General features: G+C 73.8%; 20 protein-coding genes, 1 tRNA gene, 1 other RNA gene and 1 pseudogene. 9 read left to right on the top strand and 14 right to left on the bottom strand.

Annotated features, from left to right (window positions below; translation table 11 throughout):
• Nucleotides 1-32: 32 nt before the first annotated feature.
• Nucleotides 33-1406 carry an NAD(P)/FAD-dependent oxidoreductase gene (locus EJK16_RS06315; protein WP_205739622.1) on the top strand — a complete coding sequence of 458 codons (1374 nt, stop codon included), beginning with the start codon at nt 33-35 and terminating at the stop codon, nt 1404-1406.
• A gap of 84 nt (nt 1407-1490) precedes the next feature.
• Here EJK16_RS06315 and rnpB read toward each other — a convergent pair.
• Nucleotides 1491-1875: RNase P RNA component class A (gene rnpB / locus EJK16_RS06310), an RNA gene on the bottom strand.
• A 139-nt stretch (nt 1876-2014) separates the two neighbouring features.
• Between rnpB and EJK16_RS06305 the strand changes: the two genes are divergently transcribed.
• Entirely contained in the window at nt 2015-2818 is an 804-nt protein-coding gene (locus EJK16_RS06305; RefSeq protein WP_127127435.1) for a YaaA family protein, read from the top strand.
• Nucleotides 2819-2876: 58 nt separating this feature from the next.
• Here the strand turns inward: EJK16_RS06305 and EJK16_RS06300 are convergent, their stop codons facing one another.
• The 6 genes from EJK16_RS06300 to EJK16_RS06275 all read right to left on the bottom strand — a co-directional run bounded on the left by EJK16_RS06300 (nt 2877) and on the right by EJK16_RS06275 (nt 7447).
• Entirely contained in the window at nt 2877-4364 is a 1488-nt protein-coding gene (locus tag EJK16_RS06300; protein ID WP_127127433.1) for a bifunctional RNase H/acid phosphatase, read from the bottom strand.
• The gene (locus EJK16_RS06295; protein ID WP_127127431.1) at nt 4361-5101 is read right to left on the bottom strand and encodes a zinc ribbon domain-containing protein; all 741 of its coding nucleotides are present in this window, start codon (nt 5099-5101) and stop codon (nt 4361-4363) included. The genes EJK16_RS06300 and EJK16_RS06295 overlap by 4 nt, the downstream gene beginning before the upstream one ends.
• Nucleotides 5098-6285, bottom strand: coding sequence for a Nif3-like dinuclear metal center hexameric protein (locus tag EJK16_RS06290; protein ID WP_127127429.1), 1188 nt, complete (start codon nt 6283-6285; stop codon nt 5098-5100). The genes EJK16_RS06295 and EJK16_RS06290 overlap by 4 nt, the downstream gene beginning before the upstream one ends.
• Nucleotides 6286-6399: 114 nt before the next feature.
• A tRNA-Val gene (locus EJK16_RS06285) sits at nt 6400-6476 on the bottom strand.
• Nucleotides 6477-6504: 28 nt separating this feature from the next.
• Nucleotides 6505-7023: a peroxiredoxin gene (locus EJK16_RS06280; RefSeq protein ID WP_127127425.1), complete on the bottom strand. Its 519-nt coding sequence runs from the start codon at nt 7021-7023 to the stop codon at nt 6505-6507.
• 1 nt (nt 7024) lies between these two features.
• Nucleotides 7025-7447 carry a DUF3052 domain-containing protein gene (locus EJK16_RS06275; RefSeq protein WP_127127423.1) on the bottom strand — a complete coding sequence of 141 codons (423 nt, stop codon included), beginning with the start codon at nt 7445-7447 and terminating at the stop codon, nt 7025-7027.
• Nucleotides 7448-7740: 293 nt separating this feature from the next.
• On the opposite strand from EJK16_RS06275, the gene aceE reads away from it, so the two are divergent.
• Complete coding sequence (gene aceE, locus EJK16_RS06270; protein ID WP_127127421.1) at nt 7741-10485, top strand: pyruvate dehydrogenase (acetyl-transferring), homodimeric type; 2745 nt, start codon at nt 7741-7743, stop codon at nt 10483-10485.
• Nucleotides 10486-10561: 76 nt separating this feature from the next.
• Here aceE and aspA read toward each other — a convergent pair whose 3' ends face one another.
• Nucleotides 10562-12019: an aspartate ammonia-lyase gene (gene aspA / locus EJK16_RS06265; protein WP_127127419.1), complete on the bottom strand. Its 1458-nt coding sequence runs from the start codon at nt 12017-12019 to the stop codon at nt 10562-10564.
• Between the two features lie 208 nt (nt 12020-12227).
• Nucleotides 12228-12908, bottom strand: coding sequence for a hypothetical protein (locus tag EJK16_RS06260; RefSeq protein ID WP_127127417.1), 681 nt, complete (start codon nt 12906-12908; stop codon nt 12228-12230).
• 117 nt (nt 12909-13025) lie between these two features.
• Here EJK16_RS06260 and EJK16_RS06255 point away from each other — a divergent pair, with 117 nt between their 5' ends.
• The 5 genes from EJK16_RS06255 (at nt 13026) to fabF (ending at nt 18104) form a co-directional block, all read left to right on the top strand.
• Complete coding sequence (locus EJK16_RS06255) at nt 13026-14222, top strand: CdaR family transcriptional regulator (protein ID WP_127127415.1); 1197 nt, start codon at nt 13026-13028, stop codon at nt 14220-14222.
• A 206-nt stretch (nt 14223-14428) separates the two neighbouring features.
• Nucleotides 14429-15313 (top strand): ACP S-malonyltransferase, encoded by an 885-nt coding sequence (locus EJK16_RS06250; RefSeq protein WP_370275963.1) that lies wholly within the window; start codon nt 14429-14431, stop codon nt 15311-15313.
• Nucleotides 15310-16335, top strand: coding sequence for a beta-ketoacyl-ACP synthase III (locus EJK16_RS06245; protein WP_127127411.1), 1026 nt, complete (start codon nt 15310-15312; stop codon nt 16333-16335). The genes EJK16_RS06250 and EJK16_RS06245 overlap by 4 nt, the downstream gene beginning before the upstream one ends.
• 123 nt (nt 16336-16458) lie before the next feature.
• Nucleotides 16459-16710 carry an acyl carrier protein gene (locus tag EJK16_RS06240; RefSeq protein ID WP_127127409.1) on the top strand — a complete coding sequence of 84 codons (252 nt, stop codon included), beginning with the start codon at nt 16459-16461 and terminating at the stop codon, nt 16708-16710.
• 152 nt (nt 16711-16862) lie between these two features.
• Nucleotides 16863-18104: a beta-ketoacyl-ACP synthase II gene (gene fabF / locus EJK16_RS06235; protein ID WP_127127407.1), complete on the top strand. Its 1242-nt coding sequence runs from the start codon at nt 16863-16865 to the stop codon at nt 18102-18104.
• A 158-nt stretch (nt 18105-18262) separates the two neighbouring features.
• Here the strand turns inward: fabF and EJK16_RS06230 are convergent, their stop codons facing one another.
• From EJK16_RS06230 to EJK16_RS20045, 3 genes and pseudogenes are all read right to left on the bottom strand, one after another.
• On the bottom strand, nt 18263-18763 hold the full coding sequence (locus EJK16_RS06230) for a DUF3145 domain-containing protein (RefSeq protein WP_127127405.1): 501 nt from the start codon (nt 18761-18763) through the stop codon (nt 18263-18265).
• A 362-nt stretch (nt 18764-19125) separates the two neighbouring features.
• Nucleotides 19126-19614: a peptide deformylase gene (gene def / locus EJK16_RS20050; protein WP_240645856.1), complete on the bottom strand. Its 489-nt coding sequence runs from the start codon at nt 19612-19614 to the stop codon at nt 19126-19128.
• A gap of 84 nt (nt 19615-19698) precedes the next feature.
• Nucleotides 19699-20172: pseudogene (locus EJK16_RS20045) on the bottom strand (SGNH/GDSL hydrolase family protein); the annotation flags it as partial.
• Between the two features lie 231 nt (nt 20173-20403).
• Here EJK16_RS20045 and EJK16_RS06220 point away from each other — a divergent pair.
• Entirely contained in the window at nt 20404-20829 is a 426-nt protein-coding gene (locus tag EJK16_RS06220) for a nitroreductase/quinone reductase family protein (protein ID WP_127127401.1), read from the top strand.
• 34 nt (nt 20830-20863) lie between these two features.
• Here the strand turns inward: EJK16_RS06220 and EJK16_RS06215 are convergent, their stop codons facing one another.
• Complete coding sequence (locus EJK16_RS06215; protein ID WP_127127399.1) at nt 20864-21613, bottom strand: amino acid ABC transporter ATP-binding protein; 750 nt, start codon at nt 21611-21613, stop codon at nt 20864-20866.
• A 34-nt stretch (nt 21614-21647) separates the two neighbouring features.
• Entirely contained in the window at nt 21648-22313 is a 666-nt protein-coding gene (locus EJK16_RS06210; RefSeq protein ID WP_127127397.1) for an amino acid ABC transporter permease, read from the bottom strand.
• Between the last annotated feature and the right edge of the window lie 13 nt (nt 22314-22326).

Here is a 22326-nt window from a genome sequence, read left to right as displayed (position 1 = left end):
CCAGCGCCGCGACCCGCGGCGAGGGAGGCTTCGTGGCCGGACACCGCGGCAGGAGCGTGCCCCGGCGGGTCGTCGTCATCGGTGCGGGACTGGCCGGCTCGTTCGCCGCCGCTGCCGTGACGGGCGCCGGCCGCAGCGTGACCATCCTCGAGCGCGACCAGCTCCCGACGGGCCCGGCGCCGCGGCGCGGGGTCCCGCAGGGCCCTCAGCCGCACGTGTTCCTGCGCCGGGGGCTGCTCGCGGTCGAGGAGCTGCTCCCCGCGCTGCGCGACGAGCTCCTCGCGGCCGGGGCGGTGCCGATCGACAGCGGTGACCTGGCCTGGCTCGGCGCATCGGGCTGGGGCCCCTCCGGCCAGCGGGAGTACGAGCTGATCTCGGCCACGCGGCCACTGTTCGAGCAGGTCGTGCACCGCCGGGTGCGCGCCCTGCCCGGCGTCCGCCTCAGCGAGGATGCGCGGGTCGCCGGGCTGCGGCGCGGCGACGACGGAACACCGTGGCGGGTCGAGCTCAGCGACGGTGCCAGCGTGCCGGCGGACCTCGTGATCGACGCCTCCGGCCGCGGCTCCCGGCTGCCGGTGTGGCTCGAGGAGGCGGGGCTGCCACGGGCGCGGACGAGCGGCGTCGACGCCAAGGTGGGCTACGCCTCGCGCCTCTACCGTCTCGACGGGCCGCCCGGGCTCGCCGGGATCGTCCTGCAGCAGAACCCGGAGACACAGACCGGCGGCATCGCCCTCCCCGTGGAGGACGGGGGGTGGCTGGTGGGCGCCGTCGGGGCCGGCGAGCTCCGGCCGCCCCGGGACGTTGACGGCTTCACGGCGGCGCTCGCGGGGCTGCGCGACCCGGTCCTGGCGGACCTGGTGCGCGTGGCCGAGCCGCTGACCGACGTCGCGGTGCACCGCCAGACCGAGAACGTCCGCCATCACTACGAGGCCCTGCGCGGCTGGCCCGCCGGGCTCCTCGTCCTCGGTGACGCCCTGTGCACGTTCGACCCGGTGTACGGCCAGGGCCTCACCGTGGCGGCGTGCGAGGCGCTGGCGCTGCGGCGGGCGCTCGCCGGCGGCTTCGGGACGGGGGACGAACGGCGGCTGCTCAGGAGGTTCGCGCGTGTGGCCGCGCTTCCCTGGGCGATCGCCACCGGCGAGGACCTCCGGTTCCCCACCAGCACGGGGCGGCAGTCCGCCGGCCAGGCCCTGCTGGGCCGGTGGACCCGCGAGCTGGGGCGGCTGAGCACCCACGGCGACCGGCGCGCCCAGGCTGCGCTGTCGGGCGTCTACCACCTCATGGTCCCGCCCGTGGCACTCGCGCACCCCGCCCTGGCCGCGGCGGTGGTGCGCGCGCGGCTGCGCGGCTACGGACCCCCGGAGCCGCGGCCCGCCACGCTCGCGCGGCTCTCCGCGCCGGGGTGAGAGCGCGCGGGCAGCGGCTCCAGACCGACGCCCGGCCGGAGCGATGCCACCCGGCGGGACCGATGCCCGGCCGGAGCTGTTGTGCGGATGAGTCAGCCGGTACGCCGGGTTCTGTGAGCGGGCGCCGTCTCCAGCACCCGCCCGGCGGCCATCCATCTACGACGTACGTTGCCGCACGCCTCCAGCGACCTACCCGCAGGCTCGGGCGGGCAGCCCTCGAACGCCTGCTGTCTGGTCTTGCTCCGGGTGGGGTTTACCTAGCCACGACGGTCACCCGCCGTGCTGGTGGTCTCTTACACCACCGTTTCACCCTTACCCTCCCGGCGAACCGGGAGGGCGGTCTGCTTTCTGTGGCACTGTCCCGCGGGTCACCCCGGGTGGGCGTTACCCACCACCCTGCCCTACGGAGCCCGGACGTTCCTCGGCATCCCGGCTCGCACCGGGATGACGCGACCGCCTGGCCGACTCATCCGCGTCGCCAAGTCTAGCCGCATGGCACCCGGCGCTGGTCCGGCGGCCGTCGTGGCCGACCCGGGCGGCCGTGGCGGCCGACCCCGCCGGCACGGACCGTGGCCAGGCGCCCCGCGCGGTCGCACTAGGATCTTGGGGTGCTCGTGCTGCTCCCGCCCTCGGAAGGCAAGACCCCACCGGGGAGGGGGGCACCGGTCGACCTCGCCCAGCTCTCCGCCTCCGCGCTCACCGGCGCCCGTGACCGGGTGATCTCCGCCGTCGCGGACGTCTCCGCCCGACCCGACGCCCCCAGCCTCCTCGGGGTCGGCGCCGCGGTCGCCGACGACGTCCGCCGCAACCTCGTCCTGCGGACCGCGCCCGCGGCGCCCGCCGCCGAGGTCTACACCGGTGTGCTCTTCGCGGCCGCGCGCCTGACCCACCTCACGGGCGCCGCCGCCCGCCGCACCACCGAGAGCGTGCGCATCTTCTCCGGGCTGTGGGGTGTCCTCACTCCCAGGGACCGGGTGCCCGCGTACCGGCTGTCGATGGGGGTCGACCTACCCGGGACCGGCCGGCTCTCGAGCTTCTGGCGCTCGCACCTGGCCGCGGCGCTCGACGAGCGGGCGGCGGGCGACGTCGTCGTCGACTGCCGCTCCGCCACCTATGCCGCGGCGTGGCGTCCCCCGGCGGGGGCGGAGCACGTCGTCGTCCAGGTGGTGCGCGAGCAGGACGGCCGCCGCCAGGTCGTCTCGCACAACGCCAAGCGCGCCCGGGGTCTGCTCACGCACCACCTGCTCACCCGTGCGGGCCGCCCGCCGCGCACGGCGGAGGCGCTGGCGGGGGCCGCCGAGGAGATGGCCCTGGCTAACGCCGGGAGCCGGGAGGTCGGCGCCGTGCACGCCGTCGAGCTGGGCGAGCGGGCGCGCGGCAGGCGCACCCTCACCCTCGTCGAGCGGGCCTGACGAGAATGTGCCGCCCGTTCGCGACGGGGCGGCACGGGACCCACGGCGACGGCGCAGCTCAGGCGAGCTCGCACGGGCAGCCGACCACGGTGAGGTCCCCCACCAGGCGCCCGTCGCCGTCGACGCCGGGCCACACCCGCACGATCGTGACCGACGCCGGCGGGATGCGCACGGCCGACCAGCGCGCGGGCGCCGACAGCCCGACCAGCCCCACCGCGGCTCGGATGACGACGGTGTGCGCGGCCACCACCACGGTGCTGCCGTGGCGCTCCGTCGCGAGCCGGCGCAGGCCGCGCGCGACCCGGGCCCCGACGTCCCGCACGGACTCCCCGCCCGGCGGCCGGACGTCCGCGGTCGTCGCCCAGTCCACGACCTTCCCGGGCCAGCCGGCCTCGATCTCCGCGGGCGTCAGGCCGTCCCAGTCCCCGAACCGGCACTCGCCGAAGCCGTCGTCCGCGGCCACCGGCAGCGCCATCGGCGCCGCGAGGGCGGCCCCGGTCTGGCGGGCGCGCAGCATCGGGGACGTGACGAGGGCCGACGGCGCCGGGAGGTCGGGCCAGAGGTCGACGCCGATCCGGTGCACGATTCTGGCGGCCCGGGCGACCTGTTCCTGTCCGAGCGGGCTCAGCGGCGGGCCGGGGGTGTCGCCGCCGGAGTAGCGGCCGGTCTCGGTCAGGGCCGTGACGCCGTGGCGCACGAGCACGACGGTGACGGGGTTGCCGTTCATGGGGGGCAGCGGGGTGCCGCTGCTGCGGGGGGCGTTGGCCCGGGCGGCGGCGGCCTCCTCGGGCAGCCCTCGGCCGCCGCTCGCGCCGACGGGCACGCCGGCCTCACCCGGCACCGCCCGGACCTGTCGAGCGCCGGCCGGCGCGTCCGCACTGGCCGACGGCGGCGCCGTGCCTTCCGGGGCCGGGGCCGCTCTCTCCGAGGCCGGCGCCACGCCTTCCGGGGCCGGGGCCGCGGCCGCGCTGGCTCCTGCGGTGCCGGCGTCGACGCACCAGAGGTTGCGGTGCACTGTGCCGCGGGAGTCCATCACCGCGTTGGCGAGGGCGTCGGCGGCCTTGTTCTGCGCCCGGGGGACCCAGGTGTAGCGGACCTGCGCGGGGGGGAGCACGCGGCGCGCCTGCTCGGCGAGTGTGCGCATCTCCTCGTGCTTGATCTTCCAGCGGCCGCTCATCTGCTCGACGACGAGCTTGGAGTCGGCCCGCACCTCGACGTCGGCGCGGGGGTCGATCTCGGCGGCCGCGCGCAGCCCTCCCACGAGGCCCCGGTACTCGGCGACGTTGTTGGACACGATCCCCAGGTACTCGGCCCGCTCGGCCAGCACCTCTCCCGTCGCAGCGTCCCGGACCACCGCGCCGTATCCCGCGGGGCCGGGATTGCCCCGCGAGCCGCCGTCGGTCTCGACGACGAGCCGGCGCCCCGGCACGCCGCCGTCCGAACCTCGCGCGCCGCCGGTCTGACCAGCAGCGGGCCCGTCAGGCAGGTCGAACAGCCCCTCCTGGTCGTCCCCGGGCCCGCGGGGAGCGCGCCCGGGGGTGGTCACCTGGCGTCGTCCAGGCGCACGAGGATGTAGCCGTGCTCCTCGGAGGTCACGACCTCGTCGGGCGCCGCGGCGTCGATGGCGGCGAGCTCGCTGAGCGAGAAGTCCACCTGGGCGCCGTCGGTGCGGTGGCCGTGGATCGCCACGGCGCCGAGGCCCCCGGTGCGCCGACGGGCGTACTCGTACGTGTCCAGCAGCTCGGCGTCCAGCTCGGCGGCCACGCCGGCGCGGTCGGCGGAGACGGTCGCGAGCTCCGCGTCGATCGTCGCGAACGCGGCGTCACGCTCGGCCGCGAGCCGGGCGACGTCCTCGCCGATGGCCCGCTCCTGCGCCTCGAGGTCGGCGACGCGGGCCTCGGCGCCCTCGAGCCGCTCCATGACCTCCAGCGCGATCTCCTCCAGCACCGCCTGACGCTGGGAGAGCTGGGCGAGCTCGCCCTGGAGCGCCTGGAGCTCTCGGGAGACGCCCTGCCCGGAGTCGAGGCGCGCCTGGTGCTTGGTCGCCCGGGCCCGCACCTGCTCGACGTCGGCCTCGGCCTTGGTCAGCTCCCGGCGCGTGTCGGAGGCGAGGGTCCTGGCCTCGACCATGGCGCGGTGGAGATCCTCCGCCCGCCCGTCCAGCTCGGCGAGCGACGCCAGCACCGGCAGGGACCGGCGCTGGTGCGCGAGCTTGGCGGCGCGGGTGTCCAGCGCCTGGAGGTCGAGCAGACGACGCTGATCCTTGACGGGGGCGTTGGTCACGGGCGTGCTCCTTCGTTCTGCGTCGAGCCAGGCTCGCTGCTGTGCTGTTGTCCGAGGTGCAGGCTCCACGGGTCGGTGACCCGGGAGGAGACCCGCAGGTCCAACCTAACGCCGCGAGCCCGTGCATCGGAACGCAGGACCTCGGCGGCGCGCGGCAGCCATGGCCACTCGCTTGCCCAGTGGGTGGCGTCGACGAGGTAGGGCCGACCGCCCGCGAGGTGCTCGGACGCGGGGTGGTGGCGCAGGTCGGCGGTGAGGTAGACGTCGGCGCCGAGCCGGCGCACCTGCCCCAGCAGGGAGTCGCCCGCTCCCCCGCACACCGCGACGGTGCGGACCTCTGCGTCGAGGTCACCCCCGATGCGGATGCCCTGGGGCGTGGCGGGCAGCGCCGCGGCCACCCGTTCGCCGAAGGCGCGCAGGGTCATCGGCGCGGGCAGCAGCCCGATCCGGCCCGTGCCGGTCGCTGCGTCCTGCGCCGCCTGGGCCACGAGCGTGAAGGCAGGCTCCTCGTAGGGGTGGGCGCCGCGCAGGGCGTCGAGCACCGCCGTCCTGCGCGCACGCGGCAGGACGACCTCGATCCGGTCCTCCGCCACGTCCTCGACGACACCGACCGCGCCGACGGCGGGACGCGCCCCCGGCAGCGGCCGGAAGGTCCCCGTGCCCGGCGAGAGGAACGCGGCGCGCTCGTAGTCCCCGAGGCGGCCCGCGCCGGCCGCGGCGAGGGCGTCGAGGAGGCGCTGGGTGTGCTCGCGCGGGACGAACGTCGCCAGGGTGTCCAGGGCCGTGCCGGGCAGCGGCTCGATCGGGCGGGTACCGACGAGGCCGAGCAGGTCCGCCAGGGCGTGCGCCACGCCGTCCGCCGCGGCGTCGGCGTTGGTGTGGGCGGTGTACAGCGCGCAGCCGCCGCGGATGAGGGACTGCACCACCTGGCCCTTGGGGCTCGTCGCCGCGACCGTCGAGGTGCCGCGCAGGTACAGCGGGTGGTGCGTGACGAGCAGGTCCGCGCCCCACTCCAGGGCGTCGCTCACCACCTCGAGGGTCGGGTCGACGGCGAGCATGACCTTCTCGACGGCGTCCGCGGGGTCCCCGGTCACCAGCCCGACGGCGTCCCACTCCTCGGCCGTCCCCGGCGGGTAGCGGCCCTCGAGGAGGTCGACGACGTCGGCGAGGGTGAGCGGTGGCATGGCGGTGAGCCTACCGGCGCGCGCGGGGCGCCAGACGGTGCGGCACACGACGGCGCGCGCACGCCCGGCCGGCGCCGCACCGTGGCGGTGGGTGCGTCTCGCACGAAGAGAACGTGGTGGGCCCGGCCGGTCTCGAACCGACGACCTCCGCGGTGTAAGCGCGGCGCTCTGACCAACTGAGCTACAGGCCCCTGCGCGGGTCTGCCCGCGCGGCACAGCCTAGAGCAGTCCGCTCCCGGGCCGGTCCAGCCCTGCCAGCGCGGCACGGTAGGACGAGAGGGCGCGCGCCTGGCCCCGGGGGTTGACGATGCTCCAGCGCACCAGACCGTTCGCGTCGACGAGGAAGCTTCCCCGCAGGGCGTGGCCGTTCGCCTCGTCGAGCACGCCGTAGGCCCGGGCGACCGCGCCGTGCGGCCAGAAGTCGGAGAGCAGGTCGAAACCGAACCCCTCCTGCTCCGCCCACGCCCGCTGCGCGAACATCGCGTCCGTGGAGATCCCGAGGAGGCGGACGCCACGCTCCGCGAAGTCGCCGAGGTTGTCGCGCAGCTCGCACAGCTCGGAGCTGCAGGTCCGCGAGAAGGCGAACGGGAAGAACACGACTGCCACCGGCGAGCCGCGCAGCGCTTTGAGCCGCACCGGCGTGCCCTGCGTGTCGGGCAGCTCGAAGTCGGGCGCCGGCGTCCCGACCGGGACGCCTCCCGTCGCGCGGAGGAGCGGCGGACCGGCCGGTCCGCCCACGTCAGCGCCCGCGGCTGCGCGAGGCGATCCGGATGCCCAGCCAGGCGTCCGCCGCGGACACGGCGGACGTGGCGTGCATGCCCGCCGTCTGCGCGGCCTCCTCGATGTCTCCCGGGCGCACGTGCCCGGGGCGGCCGGGCTTCGGCGTCATGACCCAGATCAGACCGCCGTCGTCGAGGTTGGCCCCCGCGTCGACCAGCAGGTCCGTCAGGTCCTCGTGCTCGGCGTCGTCCTCGCGCCACCAGATCAACGTGCCGTCACACACGTCGCCGTAGTCCTCGTCGACCAGCTCGGAACCGGTGGCCTGCTCCACCAGGTCGCGCACCGCAGGGTCGACGTCGTCGTCGTAGCCGAACTCCTGGATGACCTGCCCGGTGGTGAAGCCGAACCTGCTGGCGGCTTCCGCGCCCGCGCTGCCTGCCACGTGTGTCCTGCCTTTCCCGGGCCCGCGGGCCCTCTTGTTCGGCGGACCGGTGGTGCCCGGCTCCGCCCTGTGTGCTCAAGCCCACCGTAGCGGGGCCCGTCCGTGCAAGCCCGCACGTCCGGGAGGATAGTGAGTCGATGCACCCGGTCCCTGTTGTCGGAAGGGTCACACTGCCACGCAGCCTCAAGGCTCGCCTCCGCGCCGGTCAAGGCATGACAATGGTCGTGACCTGAACGAAGGTGTGCCACCGCGAGCGTCGTCACCGTCGACGCCAGAATCGAAAGAGGGAACGCGTGAGTTCACGAGACGAGTCCTCACCCCTGATCAACGGGCTGCTCAGCCAGGTGAAGGACATCGACAGCGAGGAGACGCAGGAGTGGTTGGACTCCTTCGACGGCCTCGTCGAGGAGCGCGGGGGACCCCGCGCCCGCTACATCCTCCTCAACCTGCTCAAGCGCGCCCGTGAGCGCAGCGTGGCGATCCCCAACCCGGTCACCACGCCGTACGTCAACACCATCGGCGTGCACGAGGAGCCCTACTTCCCCGGCGACGAAGCCGTCGAGCGCAAGTACCGCGGCTGGATCCGCTGGAACGCCGCCGTGATGGTCACCCGCGCCCAGCGCCCGGACATCGGCGTGGGCGGGCACATCTCCTCCTACGCCTCCGTGGCGACGCTCTACGAGGTCGGCCTGAACCACTTCTTCCGCGGCAAGGACCACCCGGGCGGCGGCGACCAGGTCTTCTTCCAGGGCCACGCCTCCCCCGGCAACTACGCCCGCGCGTTCCTCGAGGGCCGCCTCACCGAGACGGACCTGGACGGGTTCCGCCAGGAGTACTCCCACCCCGAGGGCGGCCGCGGCCTGCCCTCCTACCCCCACCCCCGCCGGATGGAGGACTTCTGGGAGTTCCCCACGGTCTCCATGGGCCTGGGTCCCGCCGAGGCGATCTACCAGGCGTGGGTCAACCGCTACCTGAACGACCGGGGCATCAAGGACACCTCCCAGCAGCACGTCTGGGCGTTCCTGGGCGACGGCGAGATGGACGAGCCCGAGTCTCGCGGCATGCTCCAGCAGGCGGCCTGGCAGAACCTCGACAACCTCACGTTCGTCGTCAACTGCAACCTGCAGCGCCTCGACGGCCCCGTGCGGGGCAACGGCAAGATCATCCAGGAGCTCGAGGCGCAGTTCCGCGGCGCCGGCTGGAACGTCATCAAGGTCATGTGGGGCCGCGAGTGGGACGCCCTGCTCAACGCCGACAAGGACCGCGCGCTCGTCAACCTCATGAACGACACGCTCGACGGCGACTACCAGACCTACAAGGCCAACGACGGCGCCTACGTGCGTGAGCACTTCTTCGGTCGCGACCCGCGCACCAAGGAGCTCGTCAAGAACATGACCGACGACGAGATCTGGGCGCTCAAGCGCGGCGGGCACGACTACCGCAAGATCTACGCCGCCTACAAGGCCGCCACCGAGCACACCGGTCAGCCCACTGTCGTCCTCGCCCACACCGTCAAGGGCTACGGCCTCGGCTCCAGCTTCGCGGGTCGCAACTCGACCCACCAGATGAAGAAGATGAAGACCGGCGACCTGAAGATGCTCCGCGACTCGCTGCGCATCCCGATCAGCGACGAGCAGCTCGACGACCCCTACAACGCCCCGTACTACCGCCCGGCGGACGACGACCCGGCGCTGGCGTACATGCTTGAGCGCCGCAAGGCCCTCGGCGGCTTCGTGCCGGAACGGCGGGACAACGGCAAGAAGCTGACCCTCCCGGACGACAAGCCGTACCAGGTCCTGGCCAAGGGGTCCGGCCACCAGGAGGTGGCCACCACGATGGGCCTGGTCCGCCTCCTCAAGGAGCTGATGAAGGACAAGGAGATCGGCAAGCGCCTCGTGCCGATCATCCCGGACGAAGCCCGCACCTTCGGCCTGGACTCGATCTTTCCGACGGCGAAGATCTACAACGTCCACGGGCAGAACTACACCTCCGTGGACCACGACCTCATGCTCAGCTACAAGGAGTCCGAGCAGGGGCAGATCCTCCACACCGGGATCAACGAGGCCGGGTCCGCCGCGGCCATGCAGGTGGTTGGCACCACCTACGCCACCCACGGCGAGCCGATGATCCCGTTCTACATCTTCTACTCGATGTTCGGCTTCCAGCGCACCGGCGACCAGTTCTGGGCCGCCGGGGACCAGCTGGCCCGCGGGTTCGTCATCGGCGCCACCGCGGGCAAGACCACGCTGGCGGGCGAGGGCACCCAGCACATGGACGGGCACTCCCCGGTGCTGGCCTCGACCAACCCGGCGTTCGTCCACTACGACCCCGCCTACGCCTACGAGATCCGCCACATCGTCAAGGACGGCCTCCAGCGGATGTACGGCGAGGACCCCCGCGACCCGAACGTCATGTACTACCTCACGGTGTACAACGAGCCGATGCACCAGCCGGCCGAGCCCGAGAACGTGGACGTCGAGGGCATCCTCAGGGGCATCTACCGCATCGCCGAGCCCGAGGGGGACGGCCCGCGCACCCAGCTGCTCGCCTCCGGCGTCGGCGTGCCGTGGGCGCTCCACGCCCGCGAGCTGCTCGCCCAGGACTGGGGCGTGCGGGCCGGCGTGTGGTCGGTGACGAGCTGGTACGAGCTGCGCCGCGACGGCCTCGACGTGGAGAAGCACAACTTCCTCCACCCGGAGCAGGAGCGCCGCGAGGCCTACGTCACGACCAAGCTCCGTGACGCGGGCGGCCCGTTCGTGGCCACCAGCGACTTCGAGCACCAGGTCCAGGACTCGATCCGCCAGTGGGTTCCCGGCGAGTACTACACGCTGGGCGCGGACGGCTTCGGCTACTCCGACACCCGCCCGGCGGCCCGGCGCCAGCTGCACATCGACGCCCACTCCATGGCCGTCCGCGCGCTCCAGGCCCTGGCCGACCGCGGGGAGATCGACCGGGACATCCCGCGTCAGGCGATCGAGAAGTACGACCTGTTCAACGTCCGCGCCGGCGAGTCCGGCTCGGCGGGCGGCGACGCCTGACCCAGGCGCGCACCGGCGTCAGCGACGCACGGCGACGGCCGGCGGTCCCCTCACGGGGCCGCCGGCCGCCGTCGTCTCAGCCCAGCGGGACGCCGGGCGAGAGCGTCGTCGGGTCCTGCCCCTCGTACCGCCGCCCGCGGTACTGGGGCCGCATGAGGTTGTCGGTCGAGAGGATGTCGTCGAGCTGCTCCTCGGTGAGCAGGCCCATCTCGAGGACCACCTCGCGCACGTTCTTCCCGGTGCGGGCGCACTCGCGGCCGACGAGGTCGCCGTTGTGGTGGCCGATGATCGGGTTGAGGAACGTCACGATCCCGATGGAGTTCAGCACGTTGGCTCGGCACACCTCCGCGTTGGCGGTGATGCCGACGACGCACCGCTCGCGCAGCGCCACGCACGCCCTCGTCAGCAGGGAGATGGACTCGAAGAGCGCCTGGGCGATCACCGGCTCCATGACGTTGAGCTGGAGCTGGCCGGCCTCCGCGGCCATCGTGACGGTGACGTCGTTGCCCATGACCTTGAAGCAGACCTGGTTGACGACCTCGGGGATGACCGGGTTCACCTTCGCCGGCATGATCGACGAGCCGGCCTGGCACTCCGGGAGGTTGATCTCCCCCAGCCCCGCCCGCGGTCCCGAGGACAGCAGCCGGAGGTCGTTGCAGATCTTGCCCAGCTTCACCGCGGTGCGCTTCACCGCGGCGTGCATGGACACGTAGGCGCCGGTGTCCGACGTCGCCTCGATGAGGTTCTCGGCGGGGACGACGGGCAGCCCGGTGACCTCGGCCAGCTTCGCCACGGCGATCCGCGGGTAGCCCGCGGGTGTGTTCAGGCCGGTGCCGATCGCCGTCGCCCCGAGGTTGACCTCGAGGAGGAGTGCCTGCGCGTGGGAGAGCTGCCTGAGCTCCTCGGCCAGGACGACGCCGAAGGCGGTGAACTCCTGGCCCAGGGTCATGGGCACGGCGTCCTGGAGCTGGGTGCGGCCCATCTTGAGGATGCCGGAGAACTCCGCGGCCTTGTCGCTGAACGCCAGCGCGAGCCGTTCCACCTCGAGGGCGAGCCTGGTGACCGCCCGGTGGAGGGCGATCCGGAACCCCGTGGGATAGGCGTCGTTGGTCGACTGGCTCTTGTTCACGTGGTCGTTGGGGTTGACGACGTCGTAGCGGCCCTTGCCCACGCCTAGGTGCTCCAGGGCGAGGTTCGCGATGACCTCGTTGGTGTTCATGTTCACCGAGGTCCCCGCGCCCCCCTGGAACACGTCGACCGGGAACTGGTCGAGGCAGCGGCCGGCGACGAGGACGTCGTCGCAGGCCGCCACGATGGCGTCCGCGATCTCGGCGGGGATGGTCTGCAGCTCGCGGTTGGCGAGGGCGGACGCCTTCTTCACCTGCACCATGCCGCGCACGAGGTCGGGCACGTCGCTGACCCGGGTGTTGCTCAGCTGGAAGTTCTCCATCGCGCGGACGGTGTGGATCCCGTAGTACACGTCGGCGGGAACGGCCCGCGCCCCGAGCAGATCTTCTTCGATCCTCGTTGTCATGCCCGTCCTCTTGCCGCGGCGTGGGCCCGGGCCGGGCGCGGTGCCACCGCGACGTCCGTAACCGATGCTAGCGCCGGCGTGGCCTGCCGGCGGGCGATCCCCGGGCCGCTCGCGCGGGCGCGCCTCAGACGTCGCTGCCGTCCGCCTCAGACGTCATCGCCGTCCGCGGCGAACGCCCCAGGCCCCGTCGCCGACCGCGGCGGACGCCTCAAACCTCGTTGCCGACCTCGGCGCGGGCGACGAGCGGCTCGAGCTCCCGGGCGGCGGTGACGGCCGCCGCGTGGTCGCGCGCCTGGCCTAGCGACTCCAGGTGGCGGCGGGCGTCGGCGGGCCGACCGGCCTCGAGGGCGGCGAGCACCACCTGCCGGCCCGCCTCGATGCTGTTGTCCTTGGGCGACCAGTGCCCCACGCCCAGGCCCAGGCCGTCACCGGGCAGGCCCGCCTCGCGCAGCATCCGGACGCTCTCGGCCAGAGCGCGTCCGGTGGTCTCCCGCTCGCAGGCGTGGTTGAGGCGGCGCATGGCGCCCTCGTGGTCGTCCACCAGGGACAGGCGCCCCAGCTCGACCAGGGCGTACCAGGCGCGGGGGTTCCCGGCGATCTCCTCGGCCAGCGCCCACACCGCGACGTCGGAGGCCCGCTTGACATCGGCGGGCAGCTGCTCGGCGGTGAGCGGGTCCGCGGGGCCCACGCCGGCGGCGCGGCGCCGGACGAGCTCGGCCAGCGCGACGAAGGCGCCGATGTCGTTGGGGTCTTCGATCAGCTTGGCCCTCAGACGGTCCTCCCGGGGGGCGTCCTCGGTGCGCGCCACGGCCGAGGGCCGCCGCGCACCGACGAGGTGCCCTGGTTTCTTCCGCGACAGCAAGGCGAAGAGCCGATCAAGGAATGCCATGCATACGACCATATCCGGTGAGCCGCCGGGCCGCCGTCCGATGGCACGCACGGCGCGGGCGTCCGCGGTGTTTGTAGGCATCCCACAATTTCGCGTGCGCCCCTATGCTCTCCTCCCATGACCGTGAGCGAGCGCGCCGGGCGCGAGGAGGACAGGCCCGACGTCGTGCGCCGGCTACGCGCCGGGTCGGACATGCTCAAGGCGGCGGCCCTCAGACGGCTCGACGCCGAGCTCGGGTGGTACCGCCAGCTCGCCGCAGAGGACCGTTCCTGGATCGGCCTCGTGGCCCAGGCCGGCATCGCCGCCTTCGTCGCCTGGTACGAGGAGCCGGCCAACGGCTCCTACAACGCCCAGGAGATCTTCCGTGCCGCCCCGCCGGAGCTGACCCGGTCGATCTCGCTGCAGCACACCCTCCAGCTCGTGCGCATCGTGGTCGAGGTCGTCGAGGACAACGCCGTGCAGCTGGCCGAGCCGGGGCAGCAGCGGGACCTGCGCGACGCCGTGCTCGTCTACTCCCGCGAGGTCGCCTTCTCCGCGGCCGAGATCTACGCCCGCGCGGCGGAGACGCGCGGCGCCTGGGACGCGCGCCTCGAGGCGCTGGTGGTCGACTCGCTCGTGCGCGGTGTCTCCGACGACTCGCTGCGCTCCCGGATCGCGGCCCTCGGCTGGTCGGGGCACGGGCGCACCATCGTCGTCGTCGGCCAGCTCCAGGCGGCGCTCGACGAGCGGCGGACGGCCGACCTGCGGCGCGCCTGCCTGCGCGCCGCGCAGGACGCGCTGGTCGGCATCCAGGGGGACCGTCTCGTGGTCGTCCTCGGCGGGGAGGGCGACCTGCGCGCGGCCGCCCAGTCCCTGCTCCCCCGGTTCGGCCCCGGCCCGGTGGTCTTCGGTCCCGAGGTGCGCGAGGTGGGCGACGCCGGGCGCTCGGCGCGCGCCGCGCTGGCCGGCCTGCTCGCCGTGCGCGCGTGGCCCGGCGCACCGCGCCCGATCATGGCGGACGAGCTGCTCCCGGAGCGCATGCTCAACGGGGACCCGCTCGCGCGCCGCACCCTGATCGAGGACCTGTACAAGCCGCTCCTGGCCGGCGGCGCGACGCTCGTCCAGACCCTCGAGGAGTACGTGGCGCAGGGCCGTTCGCTCGAGGGCGCGGCGCGCGGGCTCTACGTCCACCCCAACACCGTGCGCTACCGGCTGCGGCGCATCGGGCAGGTCGTCGGGTGGGACCCGACCGACGCGCGCGAGGGCTTCGTGCTCCAGGTCGCCCTCGCCGTGGGCCGGCTGGCCGAGAACGCCTCCGCGCACAGCGGGGTGTGAAGGGCGCGCCACTGTGGATGCATACCATCGCGGGGGCCGGAAGTGGCGCGACGGCGGTGAGACGTGAGTCACACCCTTGTAGGTTTCATACAAAGGCGTCCGTATGAGTTGGTAGGCGTCGGAGGCACGGTCCGTGCCGCCGCGGTTGGCAGAGTGGGAGGGTGCTAGCCCTCTTGTGCCCTGGACAGGGCGCCCAGACCCCCGGGATGCTCGCCAGCTGGCTGGAGGTCCCGTCCCTGCGGACCCTCCTGGACCGGTACTCGGCGGTGACCGAGCTCGACCTCGCGCACCTGGGCACCGACGCCGACGCGGAGACCATCAAGGACACCCGCGTCGCCCAGGCGCTGCTCACCGCCGCCTCGCTGCTGAGCTGGCACGCCCTGACCCTCGACGCCGGGCTCCCGCGCCCGGACGCCGTCGCCGGGCACTCGGTGGGCGAGCTGGCCGCCAGCGCCGTCGCCGGCGTCCTCAGCGACGAGCAGGCCCTGCTGCTGGTGCGCGAGCGCGGGCTCGCGATGGCCGACGCCGCCGCCACGGAGCCGACCGGCATGACCGCGCTCGTCGGCGGCGACCCCGAGGAGGTCACCGCGACCCTGGCGCGGCTGGGCCTCACGGCCGCCAACGTCAACGGCGGCGGCCAGGTGGTCGCCGCCGGCACGCGCGCCCAGCTCGACGCCCTGAGCGCCGCCCACCCGGCGAAGGCCCGCGTGGTCCCGCTGGAGGTGGCGGGCGCCTTCCACACCGAGCACATGCGGCCCGCCGTCGCCCGTGTGCGCGAGATGGCCGACAGCCTCTCGCCGGCCGACCCGACCACCGCGCTGCTCTCCAACGCCGACGGCGCCGTGGTCACCTCCGGCGAGGAGGCGCTCTCCCGCATGGTCACCCAGGTGGCGAACCCCGTCCGGTGGGACCTGTGCTGCGAGCAGCTCCTCGCCCTCGGCGTCACCGGCGTCGTCGAGCTGTGCCCCGGTGGCGTCCTCACGAGGCTCGCACGCCGTACGCTGCCGGGGGTCGAGTCCGTGGCGATCAAGCGCCCGGGCGACCTGCCGGCAGCCCGCGAACTGATGACCCGCCATGGAGGATCCCGATGAGCCGACCCACCCTGCGCGCCGCGCAGCCCGTCCAGCACGCCCGCATCCTCGGCGTGGGCGGCGTCCGCGGTGAGAACGTCGTCGTCAACGACGACATCGTCGGCCCCATCGACTCCTCGGACGAGTGGATCCGGCAGCGCACCGGCATCGTCTCCCGCCGCCGCGCCGGCGCCGACGTCGCCGTCGAGGACCTCGCCGAGGGCGCGGCGCTGGGCGCGCTGGCCGCGGCCGGGATCACGGGCAAGGACGTCGACGCCGTCATCGTCTCGACCGTGACCTGGTACGAGCAGACCCCCTCGCTCGCGACCCTGGTCGCCGACCGCATCGGCGCCACGCCGGCCGCCGCCTACGACATCTCCGCCGCCTGCGCCGGCTACGCCTACGGGATCGCCCAGGCCGACGCGCTCGTGCGCTCCGGGGCTGCGGGCCACGTGCTCGTCGTCGGCGTCGAGAAGATGTCGGACTTCATCGACCCGACCGACCGGTCCATCAGCTTCCTCCTCGGCGACGGCGCGGGCGCCGCCGTCGTCGGCCCCTCGGACACCCCGGGCATCGGCCGGACCATCTGGGGCTCGGACGGCTCGGCCGCCAAGATGATCCGCCAGACCCACTCCTGGCTCGACTACCGCGACGCCCCTCCCGGGACCCTGGTCGAGGACATCGAGTGGCCCACGCTGCGCCAGGAGGGCCCGTCCGTGTACAAGTGGGCCGTGTTCCAGATGACGCCCGTGGCGGAGCAGGCCATCGCCGCCGCCGGGCTGCGGGCCGAGGACATCGACGTGTTCATCCCGCACCAGGCCAACATGCGCATCATCGACCACATGGTCAAGAAGCTCGGCCTGCGCGAGGACGTCGTCGTGGCCCGCGACATCGCCGAGACCGGCAACACCTCCGCCGCGTCCATCCCGCTGGCCACCGAGCGCCTCCTGCGGGAGGGGCAGGCCAAGACCGGCGATCTTGCCCTGCAGATCGGCTTCGGCGCGGGCCTCGCCTACGCCGCGCAGGTCGTCGTCCTGCCGTAACCGCCCTCGTGACGGGGAGTGCGGCATCACGCCCGCTCGCGCCGCGCGCCCCCTGGTGTGCGCCCCCCGTCCCGACCACACTGTCAACCGACAACTTTCACCCCAACGAAACGGAGACCCCCCATGGCTTACAGCGAGCAGGACATCCTTGCCGGGCTGGCCGAGATCGTCAACGAGGAGACGGGCCTTCCCGTCGAGTCCGTCACCGCGGAGAAGTCCTTCACCGACGACCTCGACGTCGACTCCCTGTCGATGATGACGATCGCCACGCTCGCCGAGGAGAAGTTCGAGGTCCGCATCCCCGACGAGGAGGTCGGCAACCTCAAGACCGTCCAGGACGCCGTGAACTACATCAACGGCGCCCAGACGGCCTGACACGGAGGGGCGCGCAGGCGCCCAACCGACGCGGCCCGGTGCCGCGCCCGGGCGGACCGCCGTCCCGGCCGTCCGTCCCGGCGCGGCGCCGCCGCGTCACCCACCCACGGCCGGCGCCTCGGTGCCGCCGTCCGAGCCACCTGGAGCACGTCATGGCACGAACCGCCGTCGTCATCACCGGAATGGGCACCACCAACCCCCTCGGCGGGGACGTCGCCTCGACCTGGGAGGCGATCCTGGCCGGCCGGTCCGGCGTCCGCACCCTCGAGAACGACTGGGCGGAGCAGTACGAGATCCCCGTCAACTTCGCCGGGCAGATCGCCGTCACCCCGGACACCGTCCTGACCCGCCCCGAGACCCGCCGGATGGACCCCTCCGCGCAGTACGCCATGGTGGCGGCGCGCGAGGCGTGGGCGGACGCCGGCAGCCCGCAGGTCGACGGTGAGCGCCTCGGCGCCGTCGTCGGATCCGGCATCGGCGGCGTGTGGACCATCCTCAGCGCGTGGGACACTCTCAAGGAGAAGGGCGCCCGGCGGGTCATGCCGCTGACCGTGCCCATGCTCATGGCCAACTCCCCCGCCGCGAACGTCTCCGTCGCCTTCGGCGCCAAGGCCGGCGCGCACGCGCCGATCTCCGCCTGCGCCTCGGGCGCCGAGGCCATCGGCACCGGCGTGGAGATGATCCGCTCCGGCCGTGCGGACGTCGTCATCGCCGGCGGCACCGAGGCCGCGATCCACCCGCTCCCGCTGGCCGCCTTCGCCAAGATGCAGGCGCTGTCCACCCGCAACGACGACCCGGCGGCCGCCTCCCGGCCCTACGACGTTGACCGGGACGGCTTCGTCATGGGCGAGGGCGCCGGCATCGTGATCCTGGAGTCCGCGGAGCACGCCGCGGCCCGGGGCGCGCGGGTGCACGCCGTCGTGGCCGGCGTCGGGATGACCGCCGACGCCTTCGACATCGCCCCGCCCGACCCGACCGGCTCGGGCCAGGAACGCGCCATGCGCATCGCCCTGGACGACGCCGACATCGCCGCCTCCGACATCGTCCACGTCAACGCGCACGCGACGTCGACCCCCGCGGGCGACGGGGTGGAGGCCAAGGCCATCCACCGCGCGCTCGGCGGGGAGGCGGACAACGCGGCCGTGTCCGCGACGAAGTCCATGACCGGCCACCTGCTGGGCGGCGCCGGGGCCCTGGAGACCGTGCTGACCGTCCTCGCCATCCGCGAGCACGTCGCGCCCCCCACGATCAACGTGGACCAGCTCCAGGACGGCATCGAGATCGACCTGGTGCGTGATCGCCCGCGGGCGCTGCGCGCGGGCGACATCGCGGCGATCAACAACGCCTTCGGGTTCGGCGGCCACAACGTCGCCCTGGTGGTGCGCTCGGTCTGAGCGCGCACCGACACACGTAAGGCGACGACGGCGCCCCCGCGGGGGGCGCCGTCGTCGTCTTCTGTCTGGTGGCCGGGTGCGGCCGACCGGTGGGGAGCAGCCGGCCGACGGCCGGCCGGTGGGTGGCCGGCCGCCGGCTCACCGCCCGGTCGGCGGTCTCAGCCGACCCGGTGCAACCACCGGACGGGGGCACCCGCACCCGCGTACCGGAAGGGCTCCAGCTCGTCGTCCCAGGCCTGCCCGAGGGCGAGCTCCATCTCCTGGCGCATCCGCGCCGGCTCCGTGGCGAACTCCAGCGCTGCGCGGACGCGGTCCTCCGGGACCACCACGTTGCCGTGCACGTCCGTCTGCGCGTGGAAGATCCCGAGCTCGGGGGTGTGCGACCAGCGTCCGCCGTCGCAGCCCGGGCTCGCTTCCTCGGTGATCTCGTAACGCAGGTGCGTCCATCCGCGCAGCGCCGATGCCAGACGCGCCCCGGTGCCGACAGGTCCGCCCCAGGAGTACTCAGCACGGAACAGCCCTGGGGCGGCCGGCTGGGCGGTCCACTCCATGGCTACACGGGCGTCGAGCACCGTCCCCGTGGCCCACTCGATGTGTGGGCACAGCGCACGGGGCGCAGAGTGCACGAAAATGACGCCGCGGGTGTGGGCACCACTCATGTCAACTCCTCCTGGTCGTGTGTCGAGATGCGTCTTCCCCAACGACCTCACGCATGACCAGGCGAAACGTGTTCGCGCGGCGAACAGTCATCATCATGCCCGACGCGGCGCGGCCGCGCTACCGAACGCGGGTAAAGAACGCGTGTCACGACGGAATGATGCCTAAATGAGACGTATCCGGTCGTAAACACACGGCCGCGGGGACGGAAAGGTCGCGGCGCCGTCGGTTTCCGGCGGACCATTCCGCACCGGAATATCGGCCCCGCCGGGATTCGACGCTGGTCGCACCGGCCGCACGCCGATGCCCCCACCCGGAGCGGGGGCGCCGCGCGGGGGCGCCGCGCGGGCGTGCCGCCCGTGGGCTAGAGCTGCTCGCGGATCGCCTTCATCGCCTTCTTGCGAACGCCCTTCTCGAGGCGGTCGAGGTAGAGCATCCCGTCGAGGTGGTCACACTCGTGCTGCAGGCAGCGCCCCATGAGCTCCTCCCCCTCGACGACGACCTTCTTGCCGTCCAGGTCGATCCCCTCGACACGCGCGTACCACGCGCGCTGGGTGGGGAACCACAGGCCGGGGACGGAGAGGCAGCCCTCGTCACCGTCCTGGTACTCGTCCTCGGAGACCTCGACGAGCCGGGGGTTGAGCACGTAGCCCACCTCGTCGTCGATGTTCCAGGAGAAGGCCCGCAGGCCGACCCCGATCTGGTTGGCGGCCAGCCCGGCCCGGCCGTCTGCGTCGACGGTCTCCAGCAGGTCCTCCACCAGGGAACGGACACGGTCATCGATGTCGGTGATCTCGGCGCACGGAGTGCGCAGCACAGGATCACCGACGACACGGATCTCACGCATTGCCATACCGCTATGTTCCCACGCCCGCGGCACCGGGCCGCGCGCCAGGAGGGCGTCGCGGACGGCGCCGCCGATGACCCGGGCGCCCGCACGGGTCGGGTGCAGGCCGTCGGTGCTCATCCCGGGAGCGAAACGGTCTCCGTCGCGCAGCCCGGCAGCGGCGTCCACCCACTCCCACCCGTGGTCCCGGGCCAGGCCCGAGAGCCGGGCGTTGAGCTCGGTCGCGACCTCCGGAGCCGCGTCGATCGGCGGCACCGCCGAGAGCACCACGCGCTGCGCCCCCACCGCATCGGCGACCGCGACGAGGTGCGCGGCGGTCTGGGCGAACGGCACGCCGCTGCCGGCATCGTTGGTGCCGGCCAGGATGACGAGCACGTCGGCCGGGACCGGGCGGGCGGCCGCCGCCATCTGCGCCGTCGTCGCACCCCACTCGGCCCACCCGCCCACGAACGCCACCTCGCCCCCGGCGGCGTAGAAGACCCACGAACCCGGCCCCGGCCGCCCGCCGGACAGGTCGCGGCTGTCGGCGTCGGTGATCGAGTCCCCCACCACGGCGAGCCGCATGGCCCCCGGCGAGGTGGGCGCCATCGAGGGCTCCGTGGCCTCGTCGCGCTGCGCGGGCCCGCAGCACGCGAGCACCAGCGCCAGCAGCGCCGCGAGCAGGGCCGCCCGGGGCGCGCGCGTCGTCACCGCACCACGATAAGGCGCGCGCCGGGCGCGCCGCCCGGGCCTGCCCCCACGCGTCCGGGCCAAGTCCGCGCGTCTGGCCCTGCGCCCCGCGAGTACGTTGGCCGCATGCCCGCCGACCTGGCGTTCAAGGCCCTGAACGCGATGCACCGCCTGTTCCTGAGGACCGGGCGCGTGGGGTCGACCGTGGCCCGGATGCCCGTGCTCGAGCTCACCACGACCGGCCGCAGGAGCGGACGGCCTCACACGGTGATCCTCACCTCGCCGGTCCAGGACGGCGAGGCGCTCGTCGTCGTGGCGTCCCGCGGCGGCGACGACCAGCCACCGGCGTGGCTCCTGAACCTGCGGGCGCACCCGGAGGTCCTGGTGGCCCTGCAGGGTGGGCCGCGGCGGCGCATGCGGGCACGCGTGGCCACCCCCGCGGAGCGGGCTGACCTCTGGCCGCGGATCACTGCCGACCACCGGAACTACGCCGGGTACCAGCGGCGCACCCGGCGGGAGATCGCGCTCGTGCTGCTCGAGCCGGACCGCTAGCCGGCCCGGGGTCGGCTCGGGCCGGGACCAGGGGTCAGAGCGGGTCGAGGATGCGGCGCAGGAACTGCTTGGTGCGCTCGTGCGCGGGCCGGCCGAGGACGTCGGCCGGGGCGCCCTGCTCGACGACGACGCCGCCGTCGAGGAAGACGGCGTGGTCGGCGACCTGGTGGGCGAACCGCATCTCGTGCGTCACCACCACCATCGTCCACCCCTCCGCCGCGAGGTCCCGCATGACGGTGAGGACCTCGCCGACGGTCTCCGGGTCGAGCGCGGACGTGGGCTCGTCGAAGAGCATGAGGGCGGGCCGCAGGGCGAGCGCGCGGGCGATGCCCACCCGCTGCTGCTGGCCGCCGGAGAGCTGGTACGGGTAGGAGTCGGCCTTGTCGGCGAGCCCCACCTTGGTCAGCAGCGCCCGGGCGTCCGCCTCGGCCTCCTCGCGGGGGCGGCGCTGGGCGTAGACGGGCCCCTCGGTGACGTTCTCCAGCGCCGTGCGGTGCGGGAAGAGGTTGTGGGCCTGGAAGACCATGCCCGACCGGGCGCGCAGGCGGCGGACGTCTGCGGGCGACGGCGCGGCGGCGAAGTCGACGCGGGCGTCGCCGATCTGCACGACGCCCGCCTCCGGGGTCTCGAGGCCGTTGAGGCAGCGCAGCAGCGTGGTCTTGCCCGACCCGGACGGCCCGATGAGCACGGTGACGCTGCCCTCCTCGACCTCCAGGTCGATGCCGCCCAGGACCACGTGGGCCCCGAAGGACTTCCGCAGTCCGCGCACCTGCACCAGGCTCATCGCTCGCCTCCTCCTCGGCGCCCCGGCCCGCCGCTCATACGGTCACGTACCGGGACAGGTGCTTCTCGAGCCGGGTCTGCCCCGCCGAGAGCACCAGGCAGATGAGCCAGTAGATCACGGCCGCGAGGGAGTACAGCTCGAGGAAGGCGTAGGTGGGCGCCGCGATCTCCTGCGCCTTGCGGAGCATCTCGGTCACCAGGATCGTCGAGGCGAGCGAGGTGTCCTTGACCAGCGAGATGAACGTGTTGGACAGGGTGGGCACTGCCACCCGCAGCGCCTGCGGGAGGACGACGCGGCGCATGGTGAGCCCGTACCCCATGCCCACCGTCTGCGCCGCCTCCCACTGCCCGCGGGGCACGGAGAGGATCGCGGCGCGGATCGCCTCCGACGCGTAGCCGCCGACGTTGAGGGAGAACGCGATGACGGCCGAGGGGAAGGGGTTGATCACCAGCCCGAGCGAGGGCAGGGCGTAGAAGATGATGAACAGCTGGACCAGCAGCGGGGTCCCGCGCACGACCGAGACGTAGGCGCGCGCCGGGAGCGCGAGCACCCGCCGGTGCGAGAGCCGCATCAGCGCCACGACGAGCGCGATGACCAGGCCGCCCGCGAAGGACAGCAGGGTCAGCGGGATCGTCCCGAGGACCGCGCCGCTGAGCAGCGGCCCGACCGAGCTGAGGATGAGGTCCAGGCGGTCGCTCATCGCGGCCCGCGTC

This window comes from Georgenia sp. SYP-B2076, assembly GCF_003991205.1.
GTDB lineage: Bacteria > Actinomycetota > Actinomycetes > Actinomycetales > Actinomycetaceae > Georgenia.
This window is presented reverse-complemented; position numbering and strand designations above follow the sequence as displayed.